The organism is uncultured Ruminococcus sp., from assembly GCF_946415235.1.
In the GTDB taxonomy this organism is placed as follows: domain Bacteria; phylum Bacillota; class Clostridia; order Oscillospirales; family Ruminococcaceae; genus Ruminococcus.
This window is the reverse complement of sequence record NZ_CAMKRR010000030.1, coordinates 1-17,407: the sequence shown is the minus strand read 5'-3', so window position 1 is coordinate 17,407 and position 17,407 is coordinate 1. Positions and strand designations below refer to the sequence as shown.

The 17,407-nt window shown below is 46.0% G+C and carries 13 protein-coding genes; 8 read left to right on the top strand and 5 right to left on the bottom strand.

Going from position 1 to position 17,407, the window contains the following annotated elements; genetic code table 11:
* Nucleotides 1-35: 35 nt before the first annotated feature.
* Nucleotides 36-2,429, bottom strand: a complete 2,394-nt coding sequence (locus Q0R37_RS07725) for a cation-translocating P-type ATPase (RefSeq protein ID WP_294753051.1) — start codon at nt 2,427-2,429, stop codon at nt 36-38.
* Nucleotides 2,430-2,689: 260 nt separating this feature from the next.
* Between Q0R37_RS07725 and Q0R37_RS07720 the strand changes: the two genes are divergently transcribed.
* The 3 genes from Q0R37_RS07720 (at nt 2,690) to Q0R37_RS07710 (ending at nt 4,585) form a co-directional block, all read left to right on the top strand.
* Nucleotides 2,690-3,253, top strand: a complete 564-nt coding sequence (locus Q0R37_RS07720) for a biotin transporter BioY (protein ID WP_294753049.1) — start codon at nt 2,690-2,692, stop codon at nt 3,251-3,253.
* A 95-nt stretch (nt 3,254-3,348) separates the two neighbouring features.
* Nucleotides 3,349-3,846 carry a sigma-70 family RNA polymerase sigma factor gene (locus tag Q0R37_RS07715; protein ID WP_294753047.1) on the top strand — a complete coding sequence of 166 codons (498 nt, stop codon included), beginning with the start codon at nt 3,349-3,351 and terminating at the stop codon, nt 3,844-3,846.
* Nucleotides 3,836-4,585, top strand: a complete 750-nt coding sequence (locus Q0R37_RS07710; RefSeq protein WP_294753045.1) for a hypothetical protein — start codon at nt 3,836-3,838, stop codon at nt 4,583-4,585. The genes Q0R37_RS07715 and Q0R37_RS07710 overlap by 11 nt, the downstream gene beginning before the upstream one ends.
* Nucleotides 4,586-4,620: 35 nt before the next feature.
* On the opposite strand, the gene Q0R37_RS07705 is transcribed toward Q0R37_RS07710, so the two are convergent.
* Genes Q0R37_RS07705 through Q0R37_RS07695 form a run of 3 tightly spaced genes read right to left on the bottom strand, consistent with a single transcriptional unit; the run spans nt 4,621 to nt 6,682 of the window.
* Entirely contained in the window at nt 4,621-5,472 is an 852-nt protein-coding gene (locus Q0R37_RS07705) for a patatin family protein (RefSeq protein WP_294753043.1), read from the bottom strand.
* Nucleotides 5,473-5,487: 15 nt separating this feature from the next.
* On the bottom strand, nt 5,488-6,384 hold the full coding sequence (locus tag Q0R37_RS07700; RefSeq protein WP_294753041.1) for a hypothetical protein: 897 nt from the start codon (nt 6,382-6,384) through the stop codon (nt 5,488-5,490).
* A gap of 46 nt (nt 6,385-6,430) precedes the next feature.
* Complete coding sequence (locus Q0R37_RS07695; protein ID WP_294753039.1) at nt 6,431-6,682, bottom strand: ATPase P; 252 nt, start codon at nt 6,680-6,682, stop codon at nt 6,431-6,433.
* Nucleotides 6,683-6,895: 213 nt separating this feature from the next.
* Here Q0R37_RS07695 and Q0R37_RS07690 point away from each other — a divergent pair, with 213 nt between their 5' ends.
* Nucleotides 6,896-8,233, top strand: coding sequence for a peptidoglycan DD-metalloendopeptidase family protein (locus Q0R37_RS07690; RefSeq protein ID WP_294753037.1), 1,338 nt, complete (start codon nt 6,896-6,898; stop codon nt 8,231-8,233).
* 204 nt (nt 8,234-8,437) lie between these two features.
* Here Q0R37_RS07690 and Q0R37_RS07685 read toward each other — a convergent pair whose 3' ends face one another.
* Complete coding sequence (locus Q0R37_RS07685; protein ID WP_294753036.1) at nt 8,438-10,588, bottom strand: glycoside hydrolase family 11 protein; 2,151 nt, start codon at nt 10,586-10,588, stop codon at nt 8,438-8,440.
* A 507-nt stretch (nt 10,589-11,095) separates the two neighbouring features.
* On the opposite strand from Q0R37_RS07685, the gene Q0R37_RS07680 reads away from it, so the two are divergent.
* The 4 genes from Q0R37_RS07680 to Q0R37_RS15645 all read left to right on the top strand — a co-directional run.
* Entirely contained in the window at nt 11,096-14,092 is a 2,997-nt protein-coding gene (locus tag Q0R37_RS07680; RefSeq protein ID WP_294753034.1) for a family 43 glycosylhydrolase, read from the top strand.
* Nucleotides 14,093-14,229: 137 nt separating this feature from the next.
* Entirely contained in the window at nt 14,230-14,982 is a 753-nt protein-coding gene (locus tag Q0R37_RS07675) for an AraC family transcriptional regulator (protein WP_294753033.1), read from the top strand.
* Between the two features lie 192 nt (nt 14,983-15,174).
* Complete coding sequence (locus tag Q0R37_RS07670; protein ID WP_294753031.1) at nt 15,175-15,966, top strand: AraC family transcriptional regulator; 792 nt, start codon at nt 15,175-15,177, stop codon at nt 15,964-15,966.
* A 95-nt stretch (nt 15,967-16,061) separates the two neighbouring features.
* On the top strand, nt 16,062-17,407 hold a 1,346-nt coding region (locus Q0R37_RS15645), incomplete at its 3' end, for a family 16 glycosylhydrolase (protein WP_366517407.1).

Genomic DNA, 17,407 nt, shown 5'->3' with positions numbered 1-17,407 from the left:
CCGAAAGCAGTTCGTTTGCCGCTTTCGGGAGCTTTTTATTCTTTTGCCGCTTCTTCTTTTATAAAGAAGCTTTGTACCTTTTTGGTGATGATAGTAAGATATCTCAGGCAGGGCTCTGCGATTATTGAGAAGTTTATGCAGAGTATGATACATCTGTTTGACATTGACGAGATAGCAAAGAGATCGCTGACGAATACCATACAGCATATGAGACCAAGTCCGCAGCCCACCCATATGCCCATTTTCAGCACATCGAGGGGCTTCGATATCTGATAGAGTATCATCATGCCAACTATGCTCATGAGTATGGTGGAAGCTGTGGCGATATCGTTCGCTCCTACGCTGAAGATATTGCCGAAGTATATCATAGCACCTACCACAAGTACGTCCGTAAGCGCCGCAGGAAGAGCTTTCAGAAGTATATTCATTATGAACCGTCCGCGTATAAGGTCGCGGTTTGGCATGAATGAAAGACAGAAAGCGGGAAGTCCTATGGTAAACACGCTTATGAGTGATATCTGTGCGGGGAGCAGAGGATACTTCATACCGAAGCATATGGAAAGTATAGCGATTATCAGCGAGAATATGTTTTTTACTATGAAGAGGCTGCCCGAGCGTTCAAGGTTGTTTACGACCTTTCTTCCCTCGGCAACGACGTCGGGCATCTTTGAGAAGTCGGACTCCAGCAGAACGAGCTGAGCCGCCTGAGCGGCAACGTCGCTTCCCGAAGCCATAGCCACGGAGCAGTCGGCGTCCTTGAGAGCAAGTACGTCGTTTACGCCGTCGCCCGTCATAGCAACGGTCTTTCCCGCTTTTTTGAGAGCTCTTACGAATTTTCGCTTCTGTTCGGGAGTAACTCGTCCGAAAACGGTATACTTTGTAACGGCTTCCTTTATGGCGCTGTCAGTGGTCAGTGTAGCTGCATCGACATAGTCGCCTGCATTCTTTATACCTGCCCTTTTAGCGACTTCCGATACAGTAACGGGGTTATCGCCCGATATTACCTTTATCTCAACGCCCTGTTCCGCAAAATACCTGAAGGTTTCGGGAGCGTTCTCTCTTATGGGGTTAGACATTATCACAAAGCATACAGGCTCGGCAGCCGATGTGAGCTCCTTGCCGTCGGGTATCCCTCTGTATTTGCAGAAAGCAAGCACACGATAGCCCTTGCGGCTGTAGGAGTCGATGAGCTCTCTGTGCTCCTTTATATTCTCCTTCAGTATGAACTCGGGGGCTCCGAGAACGTAGGAATCCTTTTCAAAGGTAACGCTGCTGTACTTGAACTCGGATGAGAAGCCTGTTGCGGCGATCGCAGACCGTCCGGCAGGACAGTGGAAATGGCTCTTTATAGCAGCCATAGTCTCGTTATCGGAGTCCTGGGCGGCGGCAAAGTCGCTTAAAAGTCCCTGTATACGGTCATCATCTTCGCCCTCCTCGGCGTTTACGACAGCCGATACGGACATGGTGTTCTCGGTTATGGTACCTGTCTTGTCCACGCAGAGAACATCGACACGGGCAAGGGTTTCGATACATTTCATATCATGTACAAGTACCTTGTTGAGTGCGAGCTTCATGGTGCTGATAACGAGTGCAACGCTGGCAAGGAGGAACAAGCCCTCGGGTATCATACCGATAACAGCCGCCACCATTGACTGCACGCTTGCTCTTATAGTCTCGTGATTGAGGTAATAAGCCTGATAGAAAAGAATGATGCCGATAGGGAGTATGGCAAATCCTGCGAATTTTACTATCCTGTTGAGTGAGCGTATCATTTCCGACTGCTCGCCCTTTTTGGTCTTTTTTGCCTGTATCGTCAGCTTTGAGATATAGGACTCTCTGCCCACTTTTTCAAGTCTTGCACGGCAGGTGCCGGAAACGATATAGCTTCCCGACATAAGTGTATCGCCGGGCTTTTTTGTTATTTCGTCGGATTCACCTGTAAGGAGCGACTCGTTGACGGAAACATTTCCGTCAACAACTATAGCGTCGGCACATATCTGATTTCCTGCCTTGAAAATAACAATATCATCAAGAACGAGCTCCTTTGACGGTATCTTTTTTATCTCTCCGTCGCGGACGACCGTAGAGACGGGAGCGTTCAGCACAGATATCTTGTCCAGCACGGATTTCGAGCGGAGCTCCTGTATGATACCTGTGAGAGCGTTTGCGATAATGACAGGCATGAATGTAAGATCGCGGTAAGAGCCCACCAGTATCAGCAGTACCGAAAGAATAACAAATATAAGGTTAAAGTAAGTGAATATGTTATCGTAAAGTATCTCCTTGACGGTTTTTGACGGAGCTTCAACGGGCTGGTTGTCCAGACCCTCGTCAAATCTCTGCCTTACCTGTTCGGAAGTCAGCCCCGTGTCGAAATCCGCCTTGATACGTTTATAATCAATGATATCACGGAATTCACTGGTTTTCATTATGTTAAAAACACCTCGCGTAAAATACTTATTTTATTATAACATATAATTACGTGAATTGCAACAGGCGCAGACTAATAGCAGGGGGATTTATTATCTGCGCCGCGGACCCGCCCGCGGGGGGCACCCTGCTTATAATATATTATTATCATAAATACAATAATAAAGCAAAAAATCTGTCAACCAATTTTTAAAAAGTAGTTGACAAAGTGAGAGCAATGTGCTATAATACAAATACAATATTACGGGAGATGTTTCAGATGACAGAACAAAACACGACAAAAAGGAGCTTTTCCACAAAAGAGATAGTGCTTACAGCTCTTTTCACGGCAATAACAGCCGTATGCGCGTGGATATCCGTACCCTTCGGGGCGATATCCTTTACTATGCAGACCTTTGCCATTTTTTGCGCCTTATTGACACTCGGCGGCAAAAACGGTTTATTTTCCATATTTGCGTATATTCTTCTGGGAGCTATAGGGCTTCCCGTATTCAACGGCTTCAAGGGTGGTGTGGGTATCCTTGTGGGACCCACGGGCGGTTATATATTAGGTTTTGTACTTATGGCACTGATATACTGGGCAGGTGTCGGACTTTTCGGAGAAAAGCTCTTAGTGCGGATAACATTGCTTGTGCTCGGGCTTCTTGTCTGTTATGCGTTCGGAACACTGTGGTTCGTATACGGCTATTCCATCGGAGAAAGCACGATGAGCTTTAAAAAAGCGGCTGAGATATGTGTATATCCCTTCGTTCCCTTTGACCTGCTTAAAATGGTGCTTGCATTTGTTATATCCTACCGCGTGAAAAAGCACGTAAAACTGTAAATATGCCGAAGGACGTCTTTTAGGCGTCCTTTTTTGAATATTTTCCGACACTTTGTACTGTCTGATCGTATTATAAGTGAAAGGAGGCGGGTGAAATGTCAGGACCTTTGTTGCGTACGGACAAAGAGATCGAAGAGATCTATGAGAGACACAGAAACACATTATATCGGGTTTGCTATGCTTATATGAAAAATCCCGCAGATACCGAGGACGCGGTCCAGGAGACCTTTTACAGGCTTATAGACAAAAATCCGAGATTTAAGAACAGCGAGCATGAAAAGGCGTGGCTCATAAGGACTGCGGCAAATATCTGCAAGGACGAGCTTAAGCACTGGCACAGAAAGAGTGAGGATATCGACGAACACACGGAGCTTCAGACCGAGGACAAAGCGGAAGGGGACGATATTCTCGGGGCTGTTATGGCACTCCCCGACAAATACAAGACGGTCATATACCTGTATTACTACGAGGGCTACAACAGTGCAGAGATAGCGGATATCCTCAGAAAGCCGAAATCGACTGTAAGAAACTATCTGCATGAAGCCCGTGTTATCCTTAAAGAAAGGTTAGGTGAAGAAACAGATGAAAAATGACATGATGATCGCGTCATGGGACAGGATACTGCCCGATGAAGCCGCAAATGAGCGTATGCTCTCGAATATCATGGAGTATCATAAAAAGTATGGCACATCTTCCGCTGCAAAGACTGTGAAAAAGCTTCTGCCTCTTGCTGCCTGCTTTGTACTTGCCATAGCAGCCGCAGCTTTTTGGGGTATACGCAATGACCTGTTCGGAGCCAAAAGCTACACCGTAACTCTTGAAAGCGGCGAAAGCTTTGTATACGGCAGGACGAAGGCAATTGGTGAAGCATGTTACGCATATGAATATGAAGTTACGGAAAGACAGCTGACCGCAGACGAGCTCCGCGAAATTCTGCCGACGATAGAATTATCGGACGCAAACGGATTGCCTCATGCTGTGTTCAAGGCGGAAACGGGAGAAATGGAGCGGATCGGGCTGATTGCTGACGATATACACATAAATCTTGCACGGAAAGGACTTCCCCTTACAGATGTTATAATAAGCGGCAATGAAAGTACAGCCGAAATAAACGGAGTAACCGTGAAAACAGGCTATTCAAGGGCAAATCCCAACAGACCCGAGAGCAGAAGGCTGGTTTTCTTTTCCGAGTTCACTATTGACGAGACCTCCGTATATTTAGAGCTTGCAGGAGACGAGAAGGAGAGCGTACAGCTCACAAAAAAGCTTTCGGAAACAGTCCTTGCCATGATAAACGGCGGAGCTCCCGACATAAACGCTGTAAAATATTAGCAAAAAAGACCTGTTCAGCCGAACAGGTCCTGCTTTTACTCTTGTGTAAGAAAGCTTTTGAGAGCTTCAAGGTTTTCGTTTGCGATGCGCCTGCCTATGCGGTATACCTCCCGCATAACATCGGGGTCATGCTCGATATGACCTACGGGAAGCGCTTCGGGAGGAGCTATAACGAATGCAGAGCCTTTTTCCTCGGCGCTGCGGATGTATTTAAGCTCATTGTTGTACATTTTATGCCTGTTTTCCACAGCCTTAAGGAGCTCGGGGTATCTGCGGTATTTGAGCTTCATGAGCTTCATGGCGCCTGTTGGCTTTTTCACATAATCACGGGGCTGAGTGAGGACCACAAGGTTCTTTTCGCAGCCTCTGCTCTCCATGAACCTCAAGGGTATCGAATCGGCTATGCCGCCGTCAAGAAGTCTGTATCCGCCTATCTCCACTATCCTTGCTGCGATGGGCATGGAAGCGGAAGCTCTTATCCATTCCATTTCGTCCGAATTGACAGGACCGCATTTGTGATAGACTGCTTTTCCCGTACTGACGTCAGTACAGACCACCCAGAAGTCCACAGGTGAGGAATCAAAGGCTTTCTTGTCGAAAATATCGAGCTTTTCGGGGATAGTATGATAACAGAACTCAGCTCCGAACATATCCCCTGTTTTTATGAGAGAAAGGGTGCTGCAATAGCGCTTGTCCCTGCAAAATCTTGTGTTATAGCGTATAGCTCTGCGTATCTGTCCCGATTTATAATTGCAGCCGAAGCAGGCACCTGCGGAAACTCCGACAACTGCGTCGAATGATATTTCGTTTTCCATGAGGACGTCGATAACGCCTGCGGTAAAAAGACCGCGCATGGCGCCGCCTTCAAGAACAAGTCCGTGTTTCATCTTTTCCTCCGTTTATCATGCATTATATCTGTAAAACAGCAGCTTATCAAGAGTTATCCTCGGTCTCCACCATTCCCGTGCCTGTGCGAATTCTTCATAGTCCGTATGCCACTGCCATGAGATATCGAATCCGCCGTCCTCCTGCTGCAGGCTGCCGAGTATCTCACGCTCAGCCTTTATGAGCTTACGTATCTTATCGGTAATGAACTGTCCGAAGATACCGCAGAAAAAGTCGGAGGGTCTGGGAACATATTCCGATGCGTATTTTGAAGTATCGCTGCATATTACCTGTTCAAGCTTTTCGCACAGCAGAGCCTTTGCGTTGAAATTGCTGCCGATAAGAGAACTATTATGCCTTTCCATAAGCTCATATGCAAGGAGATAGCACTTGAGGTCGTCTGCTATCATTTCATTCTGATCGGCAATTTCATTAAATGCGTCAAGGCAGATCTGAACGTAAAACTGCTTTTCCTCGCTGAAACAGCACATAAACGCAGCAAGTGATACAGAAGGATTGAAACCTCTTATACCGTCGCCCTTCTTTTCCCACCATACTGCATGAGGGAAGTCCTTATTGCTGTCTATCGCAAAAAGCCAGCGCTGCTTCTCTTCGTCGAATGAGTCGTGAGAGCTGAGATAATGAACGATCCTGTCGGTTAGGCGGCTTGTTTCGTCAAGTGCTCCTATCCTGAAAAGAGTCATTATAGCGTCATTCGTGGCTATGGGATTTGAGTTAGGGTTCCAGTTGTCGGGCTCAATTGCTCTGCCGAAGCCGCAGTCGTCATTCTGAAAATCCATAACGCAGTAAACTGCCTGCTGTCTTGTGCCGTTCCCGAAATACCAGTCAAAAAGCGTCTTTTCGAGAGGTCTTGCCTTAGTTTTTATGAATTGTTCGGCTTTTAGTGTATCCATGTCTGCTCCTGTTAGTATCAGTGTATTATTATGCAGGGATATAGGTTCACTTTCTTCCGAAAAGGCCTTTTTTCTCATAAGGCTCTGTAGTTATGCCGAGCACCTTGTAGCCGTCCTTTTCAACGGCTTCCCTGAGGACTGTCTCGTCGGGTTCCTTTTCGGTGATGACCTCGGTAATGCCTTTTTTATGTGAAGAATTCACCTTTGAAGCGGATACGGCTGCGCGTACAGCGTCATTGACGTGAGCCTCACACATATTGCACATCATGCCTTCGATTTTTATTGTAGTTTTGAACATATATAAAACTCCTTTAAGTTAGCATATATTTATATTAATTTTAGCTCATAATCAGAAAAATGTCAAGTACTGTTATTGGTTCGTGAACTGCATATCATGCATTTGGCAGCTCCTTTTTTGTTGTGTCTTACAGCATCGGATTGACTTTTTGGCAGAAATATGGTAATATGTATATTAGAAATTTTCGTTTACCTGCAAAAAGGAGTTTTACATATGAAAAATATTCTCAGGAGAGCTTCGGCTGTCCTTGTTGTTATAGCATTGATATTCACCGCGCAGATATGGCTGCCATTTGGCGGAAATGTTCATGCAGCCGCATATGCGGTATGGCCCACGGAGCCGCAGTACAAAAACATAACCACATATTTCGATGAGAACAGAAATATAAGCGATGCTTCGGGATATCACAACGGAATAGATATCGAGGCAAACGGCGGAAGCAATATTTATGCGGCATACGGCGGTCAGGTCACTTCCGCAGACTGGAAGGACGGCTACGGCTACATGGTAATAATCTATCATGCAGACCTTGGAGTTTATACGTTCTATGCCCACGCTTCACAGCTTCTTGTCAGCGGCGGAGCTGCTGTAAAGCAGGGCGATATCATCGCCAAAGTCGGAAGCACGGGAAATTCCTCCGGAAATCATCTGCACTTCGGTATTTGCACAGCTTTATCCGCTGGCTGGCCCGCGAAAACATACTACAACCCGCTTACTTATTTTACATATTCCGATAACGTCGGCGGCGGTACGACTGTAACTCCTCCCGCGGCGACCGAGGCTGCGTGCAGCTGTACCGATGACTGTGCGGGACTTTATACAACAAAGGGAGTTGTGACTGTACTTAACATAAGGGCAGGACACAGCACATCATCTGCCGTTGTGGGAGAGATCCCCGCAGGAGCTGAATTTACCGTAACGAAGGGAGATGGTGAGTGGGCACACGTTGAATACAACGGAAAGAGCGGCTGTTCTTCCATGGCTTATATGCAGAAAAAAGAGGACATGAAGTCTGATATGAAAATAAGCGGAGCTACTTCACCTACAGGAACGATAGCAAAGGGAAAGGCTTTTTCCATTAAGGGAGTCATAACTTCCAATTTTGCTATCGCCAAGGTATACGGCGGAGTTTATTTCCGAAACGGCGAAGCTACCAGCCAGTATGCGGAAGCTGCTCCGAATTCTGTGAAGTACGATCTTTCGGCTTATTTTGACAGGAATATCGTGTTCAACGTTCTTAATGACGGAGATTATACCTACAAGATCACTGCCGAGGATCAGAACGGCGAAAGGTTCGAGCTTGTGAAGAGCGATTTCGTCATCGGCAACGGCAGCGGAAATACTGCAAATACCGAGCCTGTTGCAGGCGATCTTAACGGCGACAGGAAGCTTGATGTTTCCGATCTTGTTATATTGCAGGATCATCTGCTGAACAAGACTGCCGATTTCACAAAGGCGCAGTTTGAGGCTTCCGACCTTAATAAGGACGGAAATGCCGATGTTTTCGATCTTGTGGAGATGAAAAAAGCAATAATAAAAGCTGCAAACTGATATAAGCGAAATAAAAAAGCCATAGTATTTCCGATAACTATGGCTTTTATCATTATATGGAGGAGAAAACAATGAATGACTGTATTTTTTGCAAGATAGCAGACGGCTCCGTACCACGGAAGATGTTTTCGGAAAAATAACAATGATATGAGTGAAAAAGCAGAGCTCTTAAGAGCTCTGCTTTGCTTTTACGATAATATTAGTTTAACCGAATGGATAGCGAAGGTCCATATCAGGCGAATTTGTTACGCTGACTTTAAAGTCATCATTTATTTCGGCGTCCTTATCGACTTCAATAAAAATATGCCAGTAAGAGATAGCCATATCGCCGCCGTTTTTAAGGCGTTCAATTCCGACTTCGTCCTTATTGATGTAAGCAGCCTTGTAGGTGTCGGGAGCTAAGAATGCTTCCCGCAGGAATACAACGACAAGCTTGTTGCTGCCAAACCATTCATCGGTATAATTTTCGACGTTTTTCAGGAATGTTTCCGAATCATATATATTTGAGAAAAGAGGCTCAATTTTTAAAGATCCCATATACTCTGACATATAACTTTCAAGTTCATCGCGGCTTGTTATTATCCTTGTCATAGGGTAGGTGTCGTCATATTTACCGCTTGTGTTTACATACTGAGCCTTGAACTCATAAGACACTTTTTCCGCTGCCGCAGCTGTAGTTGTTGTTGAAGCAGCAGGTGCGGTCGTTGTGCTATGTGATGCAGTCGCTGAAGTTTCCTTTTCTGTCGTTTGGGAAGTTGTTGAAGCAGAAGTTGTGGTAGTAGTTATATCATCGGCAACAGTAGTAGTAGTAGTAGTAGTAGTAGTAGTTGTTGTTGTTGTTGTGGAAGCCGTCGTTGTAGCTGATGCGCTTTCGGGGAGCTTCTCTGCACCGAGGAGATATCTTTGTAACAATACAAGATCGGCAACATTGACACTTCCGTCGCCGTTGATATCGGAATTTGCAGGTGCAGCCGAGTCGCTTACGATCATACTGAGTATACCTCTTCTGAAAGGTGCAAGATCAAATACGTCAACAACGCCGTCGCAGTTGATATCACCGAGCAGTTCGGAAGAATATAAAGAGGAAGAATCTGAAAACGACTTCAGTCCCTTGACTCCGATAAAGAAATCATCAATATAGATATCGCAGCATTCTTCAGCAGAATCTATAAAAAATGTCAAGTCTCTTGAGCCCTCGGGTATTTCAAGCTTGTAAAACGGTTGGGAAAGCTTTGCCCATTCGCCGCATTTTGCGGTCGCGCTGTCTATAACACGATAGTTGGTAACATCTGACTGTGTAGTATACTGGAGAATAAGGTATATTTCCTCGGAAGGGAATGTATTCTGCATAACAGAAGCACCAAAGCTGTAGGTCTCACCCGGAATGAATGTCTTTGAGCCGAGATACAGTGACGGTCCGTTCCACGGTTCGGAGCGCCTGTAAACGCGCAGACAGTTTGTATCATTGTTTTCCATTTCAGTCAGCTCGAATAAACAGTTGCCGTAGGATTCCCATTCTCCGTACTCCTCGTTGAAATCATTTTTGATGTAATATCCGTCAGCGTCGGGAGTTCTGAGAATATTCTTACTTACATATTTGCTATTGATATTGACAGGTGAGCTGTCATGGCCGCCTCCGAAGAACAAGCTTTTTAGTTCAGCACTTCCGCTGGATCTGTAGCCTTCAACAAAGAATTCTGCATCATAAAGAGTTCCTGAAGTATCAAGTCCCATTGAGCCCCACGATTTGAAATGCTTAGCAATGTCGATCTTACCTGAAATATGGTTAGTGTCGTTGCATCGTGATGCACTTTCGGTGCGGACGCTCCAGTACTGCGGGAATGTACGTGTTCCCTCAAGGCTTGGCTGATTATAGCGGGTAGTTGTGAATACCTCGTACTCATTACCGTTGACTACAGCTGTACCGTAAGATTTGTCGTACGGAGAAGGATTAGGTCTCCAGCTGCCCCAGCCTTCAATTATATAATATTCCATCAAAGGATTTCTTGTCCAGCCGTATGCTCCGAAATATGCATTGCCCATCGGAGTAAAATCAACATCATAGGCAAATGAAAGATTCATGATGGATCGGTAATTCAGCTTTTGAACATCGTAATTTTTGCCCATAGTTATAAAGCAATCCTCAACATTTTCCCATGAGCAGGTAAAGGAAGCCTGAGCGGGTTCAAATTCGACTGTGCCTGTATAGTTCTGATTCCACATCTCATAGTCAAAGCCGCCGATAGTTCCTCTTACCTGCTGGTCGGCTGCGGAAGCCGTGAACGGAACGGAAAAGGCAAGCATAACTGCGGAAACAGCTGCGCCCATGCTTCTGCTGAAAGCTTTTGAGATCATATTATCACTCCTTATATCAAATAAAGCAAATGAAAACAGTTTTTACGATTATTTATGCGGAGCAGAAGCTCCGCTGCTTTTATAATTTCATTGTAAGATTAACAAGTATTGAAATGCAAGTCGTTTTTTGTGGATTTTGGCTGTAATGACTAAAAATTGCTGACAAAAGAGCTGAAATAATGTTTTAAATCGAACTTGCTGCGCTGCGGGACTTAATGAATGCTTAAACAAACTCCGCGAAAAATAAGGAAAAAATTGAACAAAAGCGCAAAATGTAAAGATATTTTAGCTTGGATAGCAATATTTGATATGTTTAGCAATAATTTGATATTAAAGGTGGTAATTTTACTATAAATGTCAAAATTTTGGTATAAGAAAAGGCTAAATTTACATTATACTTTAATAAAATATAAAGAAATTGTGAACTTTGACCGTTAAAAGTTTACACTCAAACTGAAGGGAAATAAAAGGCAAAAATCCAAAAAAATAAAAAATGGGGGCAGACTTATGAAAAAAATTTTATCATTGGCGACTGCTGCTGCAATGTCACTGACTGTGCTCGCATCAGTCCCGACGGCTCAGGTCATGGCTGACAATCCCTGTATACAGACGATTTACAGCACTGACCCCGCGCCTATGGTGTATAATGATACGGTATATGTATACACCGGACGCGACAAAGACAATTCCGACTTCTACTATATGCCCGACTGGCACTGCTATTCCTCGACGGATATGCAGAACTGGACAGATCATGGTATGCTGCTTTCATGGGACTCCTTCTCATGGGGCAAGGAAGATTCGGCATGGGCTTCACAGTGTATAGAGCGTAACGGTAAGTTCTATTACTATGTGACTCTTGAGAACAAATCAGGCGGCGGAAGAGGCATAGGCGTTGCGGTAGCCGATTCGCCCACAGGACCTTTCAAAGATGCATTAGGCAAGCCTCTTTGCGGTCCTAACTGGGATTACATTGATCCTACGGTATTCATTGACGACGACGGTCAGGCATGGCTCATGTTCGGAAATCCGACCTGTTACTATGTAAAGCTGAAGGAGGACATGGTAACTCTTGACGGACCGATCGGACACTTCGATATGAATTCCTCGACCTTCGGTCCCGGAGGAGGAAAGGCTTCCTCATACGGCGAGGGACCGTGGTTCTATAAGCGCGGCGACCTCTATTATCTGGTTTTCGCTGCGTTCTACAACGGCGAGGGCTCTGAGAGCATAGGCTACTCCACAGCTCCCTCTCCCACAGGTCCGTGGAAGTACGGCGGACAGGTCATGAAGATGCATAACTGCTTCACAAATCATCCCGGTATTATCGACTTCAAAGGTCACTCATACCTCTTCTACCATGATGCAAGTCTCCCCGGCGGCGGCAGCTTCGACAGAAGCGTATGCGTTGACGAGTTCCGGTACGGCGCTGACGGTTCCATACCGACTATATCGCCTACAAAGTCAGGTCCTTCACAGCTTGAATCCTTAAATCCTTATCAGCGTGTGGAGGGTGAGACGATATGCTTCTCATCGGGCGTAAAGACCGAAAAATGCGACAACGGCGGCATGAATCTATCAAATATCCGCAACGGCAGCTATGTCAAGGTCAGCGGAGTTGATTTCGGAAACGGTGCCGATAAGTTCACAGCAAGCGTAGCTTCAAACGGAAGCGGCGGCAGCATAGAGATCTATCTTGACAGCCTTACAGGCAAGAAGATAGGTACCTGCGATGTTGCCAAGACAGGCGGCTGGCAGAACTGGGAGGAGGTATCATGCAGCATAAGCGGCGCAAGCGGCGAGCATGACCTTTACTTCAAATACACAGGCGGAAACGATTACCTCTTCAATATCGACTGGTGGAAATTCAGCGGCGATGAGGGAGATCAGCCTCCTGTTACAACGACTTCGTCCACTGCCCCCAAAAACGAAACGACGATAACTACTGTTGAAAAGACTGTCGATTCAGGGGATTATCTGCTGCATTATACATTCGAGAGCAGCGACGAGAATTGGGAAGGCAGAGGCGGAGCTTCCGTAACAGCTTCATCAAAGAATGCATTCAAGGGCAGCGGTTCGCTCTACTGCTCGGGCAGGACCGATAACTGGAACGGTGCGGCTGTAAGCGTCGGCAGCAAGCTCAGCGCAGGCAAGTCCTACAGCTTCAGTGCCAACGTAATGCAGAACGAGGGCAGAGACTCAGAGGTATTCTATCTGACGATGCAGTACAGCGACGGTACCGAGACAAAATACGAAAAGATAGCCAAGGCAGCTCCAATGAAGGGCAAGTGGGCACAGCTGGCAAATACTGACTTTACTGTACCTGCGGGCGCTTCCGATATAATGATCTATGTTGAGACGGAAAGCGGCACTACAAGCTTTTATGTTGACGAAGCAGCGGTCGCTGCCGCGGGAACAGCTATAGAAGGCGCAGTCGGCGGACAGTTCATACCCGGCGATGTAAACTCCGACGGACGCATCAACGCTATGGACGTAAGCGCAGCAAGAAAGCTCATACTTTCAGACAGCAGGGACGCTCTGCTCGTCAGGCTGTCAGACGTTGACAAGAGCACAGAGTACGAGGTCAACGACCTTATACTTCTTCAGCAGTTCGTTCTCGGCAAGATAAAGGAATTCCCTGACAATACTCCCGAACCGCAGGTGACGCCGTTTGACTACGACGCAAACAAGCAGTTTAAGGAAGCTCCGGGCAATTACTTTGATAAGTGCCGGCAGGCGGGCAAGGTCATAAACGAGAGCTATAACGGCATAAACGGCGGCAACAAGCTCAATGTTTATCTGCCTTACGGCTACGATGACAGCAAGCAGTACAACATTTTCTACCTCATGCACGGCGGCGGAGAGAACGAGAACACTCTTATCTCCCAGAATGATACCATGGTACAGAATATGCTGGACAACATGATAATGAACGGCGAACTTGATCCTCTTATCGTTGTATTCCCAACATTCAACAAGACTGAGGCAGGACGCTTCTACAGCGAATTCCGTCAGAGCGTGGTTCCTTTCGTAGAGGGCAAGTACTCGACATACGCCAAAAAGGACACTTCGCAGGCTTCGCTTCAGGCGTCGAGGATGCACAGAGCATACGGCGGCTTCTCAATGGGTTCTGTCTCGACATGGGCTGTACTGGAGAACTGTCTTGATATCGTAGGCTACTTCATGCCTCTCAGCGGCGATCACTGGAACGGCAACTCCGCTTACGACAAGGCTAAGTCCATTGCAAATGCTGTTGACAAGTCGGGACTCAAAAAGAACCAGTACTTCATCTTTGCAGCTACAGGTTCCGATGATATCGCCTATCCCAACGTAAATCCTCAGATAGACGAAATGAAGAAGATGAGCCAGTTCATCTATACCTCCGACTTCTCAAAGGGCAACTTCTACTTCATGGTCGCTCCGGGCAAAACGCACTGGTGGGGCTATGTAAGGCATTATGTATATGATGCGCTTCCGTATTTCTTCCATGAAACAGGTATGTGATCGTGAGAATATCAGCTTATCGGGCTCGCTGCACTTTTTGTGCAGTGAGCTTGATTTAAGTAACATATTGTGCTTGATTAATTCACAATTTGATGATATAATGTATTTAAAGTACCATGTAAAGTGAGGTGTCATACGTGAGCGATTATACGGAAAAATACATTTCATCCCATCTCTTTCTGAAACGTGAGGAGGGCTTTGAGCACGCGCCTTTCGACCGTGAAATAGCCTGCTATGAGAGTATCTGTTCGGGAAACATCGAGCTTGTGAAGGTGTTTGCAACTCCTCTTTGCAGCGAGGGATACGGTATCCTGAGCAAGGATCCTCTCAGAAACCTGAAGTACCATTTTTCAATATCAGCCGCACTTATTGCACGATTCTGCATAAACAGCGGCATGACTCTTGAAGAGGCTTACAATCTCAGTGACATTTATATAATGAAAGCCGATGAATGCAGGACGGAGGACGAGGTCCATGCAGTTCATCAGGAAATGATAGAGGGCTATACCCGACATATGAGAAGAGTACGCAACAGCGGTATCTATTCAAAGCAGATAGTACGCGCTCTCGACTACATAAGCGAGCATCTGCACGGAAAGATAATGATAGAGGACGCTGCGGACTTCCTTAAGATAAGTCCCGCATATCTTTCGAGACTTTTCAAGTCGGAAACGGGTATCGCTTTCAGTAATTATGTAAGCAAGACGAAGGCGGAGGAAGCAGCAAATCTGCTGACGTTTTCGGAATATACGGATTCTGAGATAAGCAACCTTCTCGGTTTCAGCTCCCAGAGCTATTTTATCAAGATATTCAAGAAATACCTTGGCGTAACTCCGAAGGAGTACAAAAAGCGCTACAAATTTCCTGATTTCATGAAAGAGAATAGTTAAAACTTAAGTATCCCTCGCCTGTGCGGGGGATAACGTTTTATGCAGATATCATAATATTGCTAATTTTGACAATAAAATAATATAAAAACAGATTTGAAAATGTTATAATCTACACAATGAATAAAAAGGCAAGTGTATGTTGAATTATGGATCTGTCATAAAACGGAATATTTAGAAAACGGAGAATTGACAATGATCATTAATAATGTTGGCTTTGACCACTGCCATGACGCAGATTTCTTCATAGACAGACCTGACGGAAGCGGCGATTATCTGCTGCTGCTTGTCCGCACACCCGCTGTTTTTGAGGTGGACGGAAAGGAAATACTTACCCCCGCGGGTTCGGTCTTTATTTATCCGAAGGGCAGACCTCAGCGCTACCGCTGTGTACCGCTGAATGTTTTCGAGAATGACTGGGTGCATTTTGATTTTGACGACGCAGGTGAGGAGGAGGACTTCCTGAGAATGGCTCTGCCTCTTGAAACGGCAATACCCATGCCGCTGGAGTTCCTCAGCTACTGCGTGAAGTCCATAGCTTACGAAAGATATTCCGACAACCCGTGCAGGGTAGAGTCGGCAGAGCTCTTTATGAGACTCATGTTCATAAAGATAAAGGAAAAGACTCAGAACAGCATATCCGGCAGGCGCAGCACACAGTTCGAGCTCATATCGACTGTACGCAATAAGATATACAGCCGCCCCTATGAGCAGCGCAGCGTTGACAGTACAGCTCATGAGGTGAGGATGAGCCGCTCGGCTTTCCAGCACGCCTATAAGAAGCATTTCGGCGTGACCTTTATCGAGGACCTCGTAAAAAGCCGTGTTACTTATGCGAAAATGCTGCTTTCGACCACAAATATGAATATAAACGATATCTCCGCCAGCAGCGGATACCGCAGCTATGTTCATTTTGCAAGGCAGTTCAAGGAACAGACGGGATATACTCCGTCAGAGTTCCGAAGGATATCTCAGAATGTGACATAACGTGCTGCAAAAGCTCTGTGTGCTTTTGACACGTTCTGTTTCAATGTAAATAATTTATTTTAGTGACCTTTGTCACGGAATGAGAGGGAAGATTTATGAAAAAGCACACATTCAAGCGCTGTGCTGCTGTATTTGCAGCCTGCGCCATGATGACTTTCCCAATGACGGGTACGTCGTTATCCTCAAATGCGGCTGACGATGTTACAAAGTGGGGAGACACCAACTGCGACGGAACAGTTGATATGGGCGACGCTGTTATCCTTATGCAGGCACTTGCAAATCCTAACAAGTACGGCGTAAACGGTACGGATCAGCACAGGATAACAGAGCAGGGAATGCGTAATGCGGATGTTTATGAGAACGGCTCGTCGATCACAACGAACGATGCGCTCTCCATACAGAAGTATCTGCTCAATATTATAAAAGAGCTTCCCGAGTCGTATCTCCCGAATAATAACGACAATACCACGACCACTACCACAACGACACCTACAACTACCTCAACAACTACAACTACTACCACAACGACTACTACATCAACGACCACATCCACGACCACAACAACTACTACCACGACAACTGCTCCCGAACTTAATATCAAGGACTACGGCACACCTATGAATTCTTCCGCTACAATGGTAGAGGACTTCCGTGACGGTTCGTCCAAGTATTTCATAGCTTCCGACGGCTGGGAGAACGGCGATCCCTTCGACTGCGGCTGGTATGCAACACAGACCTCTCTTGACAAGGGCTGCCTGACACTCTCCATAGATAAGGACAAGACAGGCAAGTACAACTATGCAGGCGCCGAGTACAGAACTACCGACTTCTACCACTACGGCTACTATGAGACTTCTATGCAGGCAATAAAGAATGACGGTGTCGTATCTTCATTCTTTACCTACACAGGTCCTTCCGACGACAATCCGTGGGATGAGATAGATATCGAGATCCTCGGCAAGGATACCACAAAGGTACAGTTCAACTACTATACCAACGGACAGGGTAATCACGAGAAGATGTACGATCTCGGATTCGACGCTTCACAGGGCTTCCACACCTACGGCTTCGACTGGCAGCCCGATCATATCACATGGTATGTTGACGGAAGAGCAGTATATACAGCTAACCAGAATATTCCCAAGACTGCTGGCAAGATCATGATGAACACATGGCCCGGCAGAGGCGTTGACGGCTGGCTCAACCACTACAACGGAAACACTCCTCTTACGGCTTATTATCAGTTTGTAACCTATAATAAGGACGGAGCTTCAAACAATAACAACAACCAGAACCAGAATCCTTGGGAACAGGGAAACAACAATAATCAGCAGCAGAACAACAACCAGCAGCAGGGAACTATTCAGGATCTTGGCACAAAGATGGATTCTTCCGCTACAATGGTAGAGGACTTCCGTGACGGTTCGTCCAAGTATTTCAT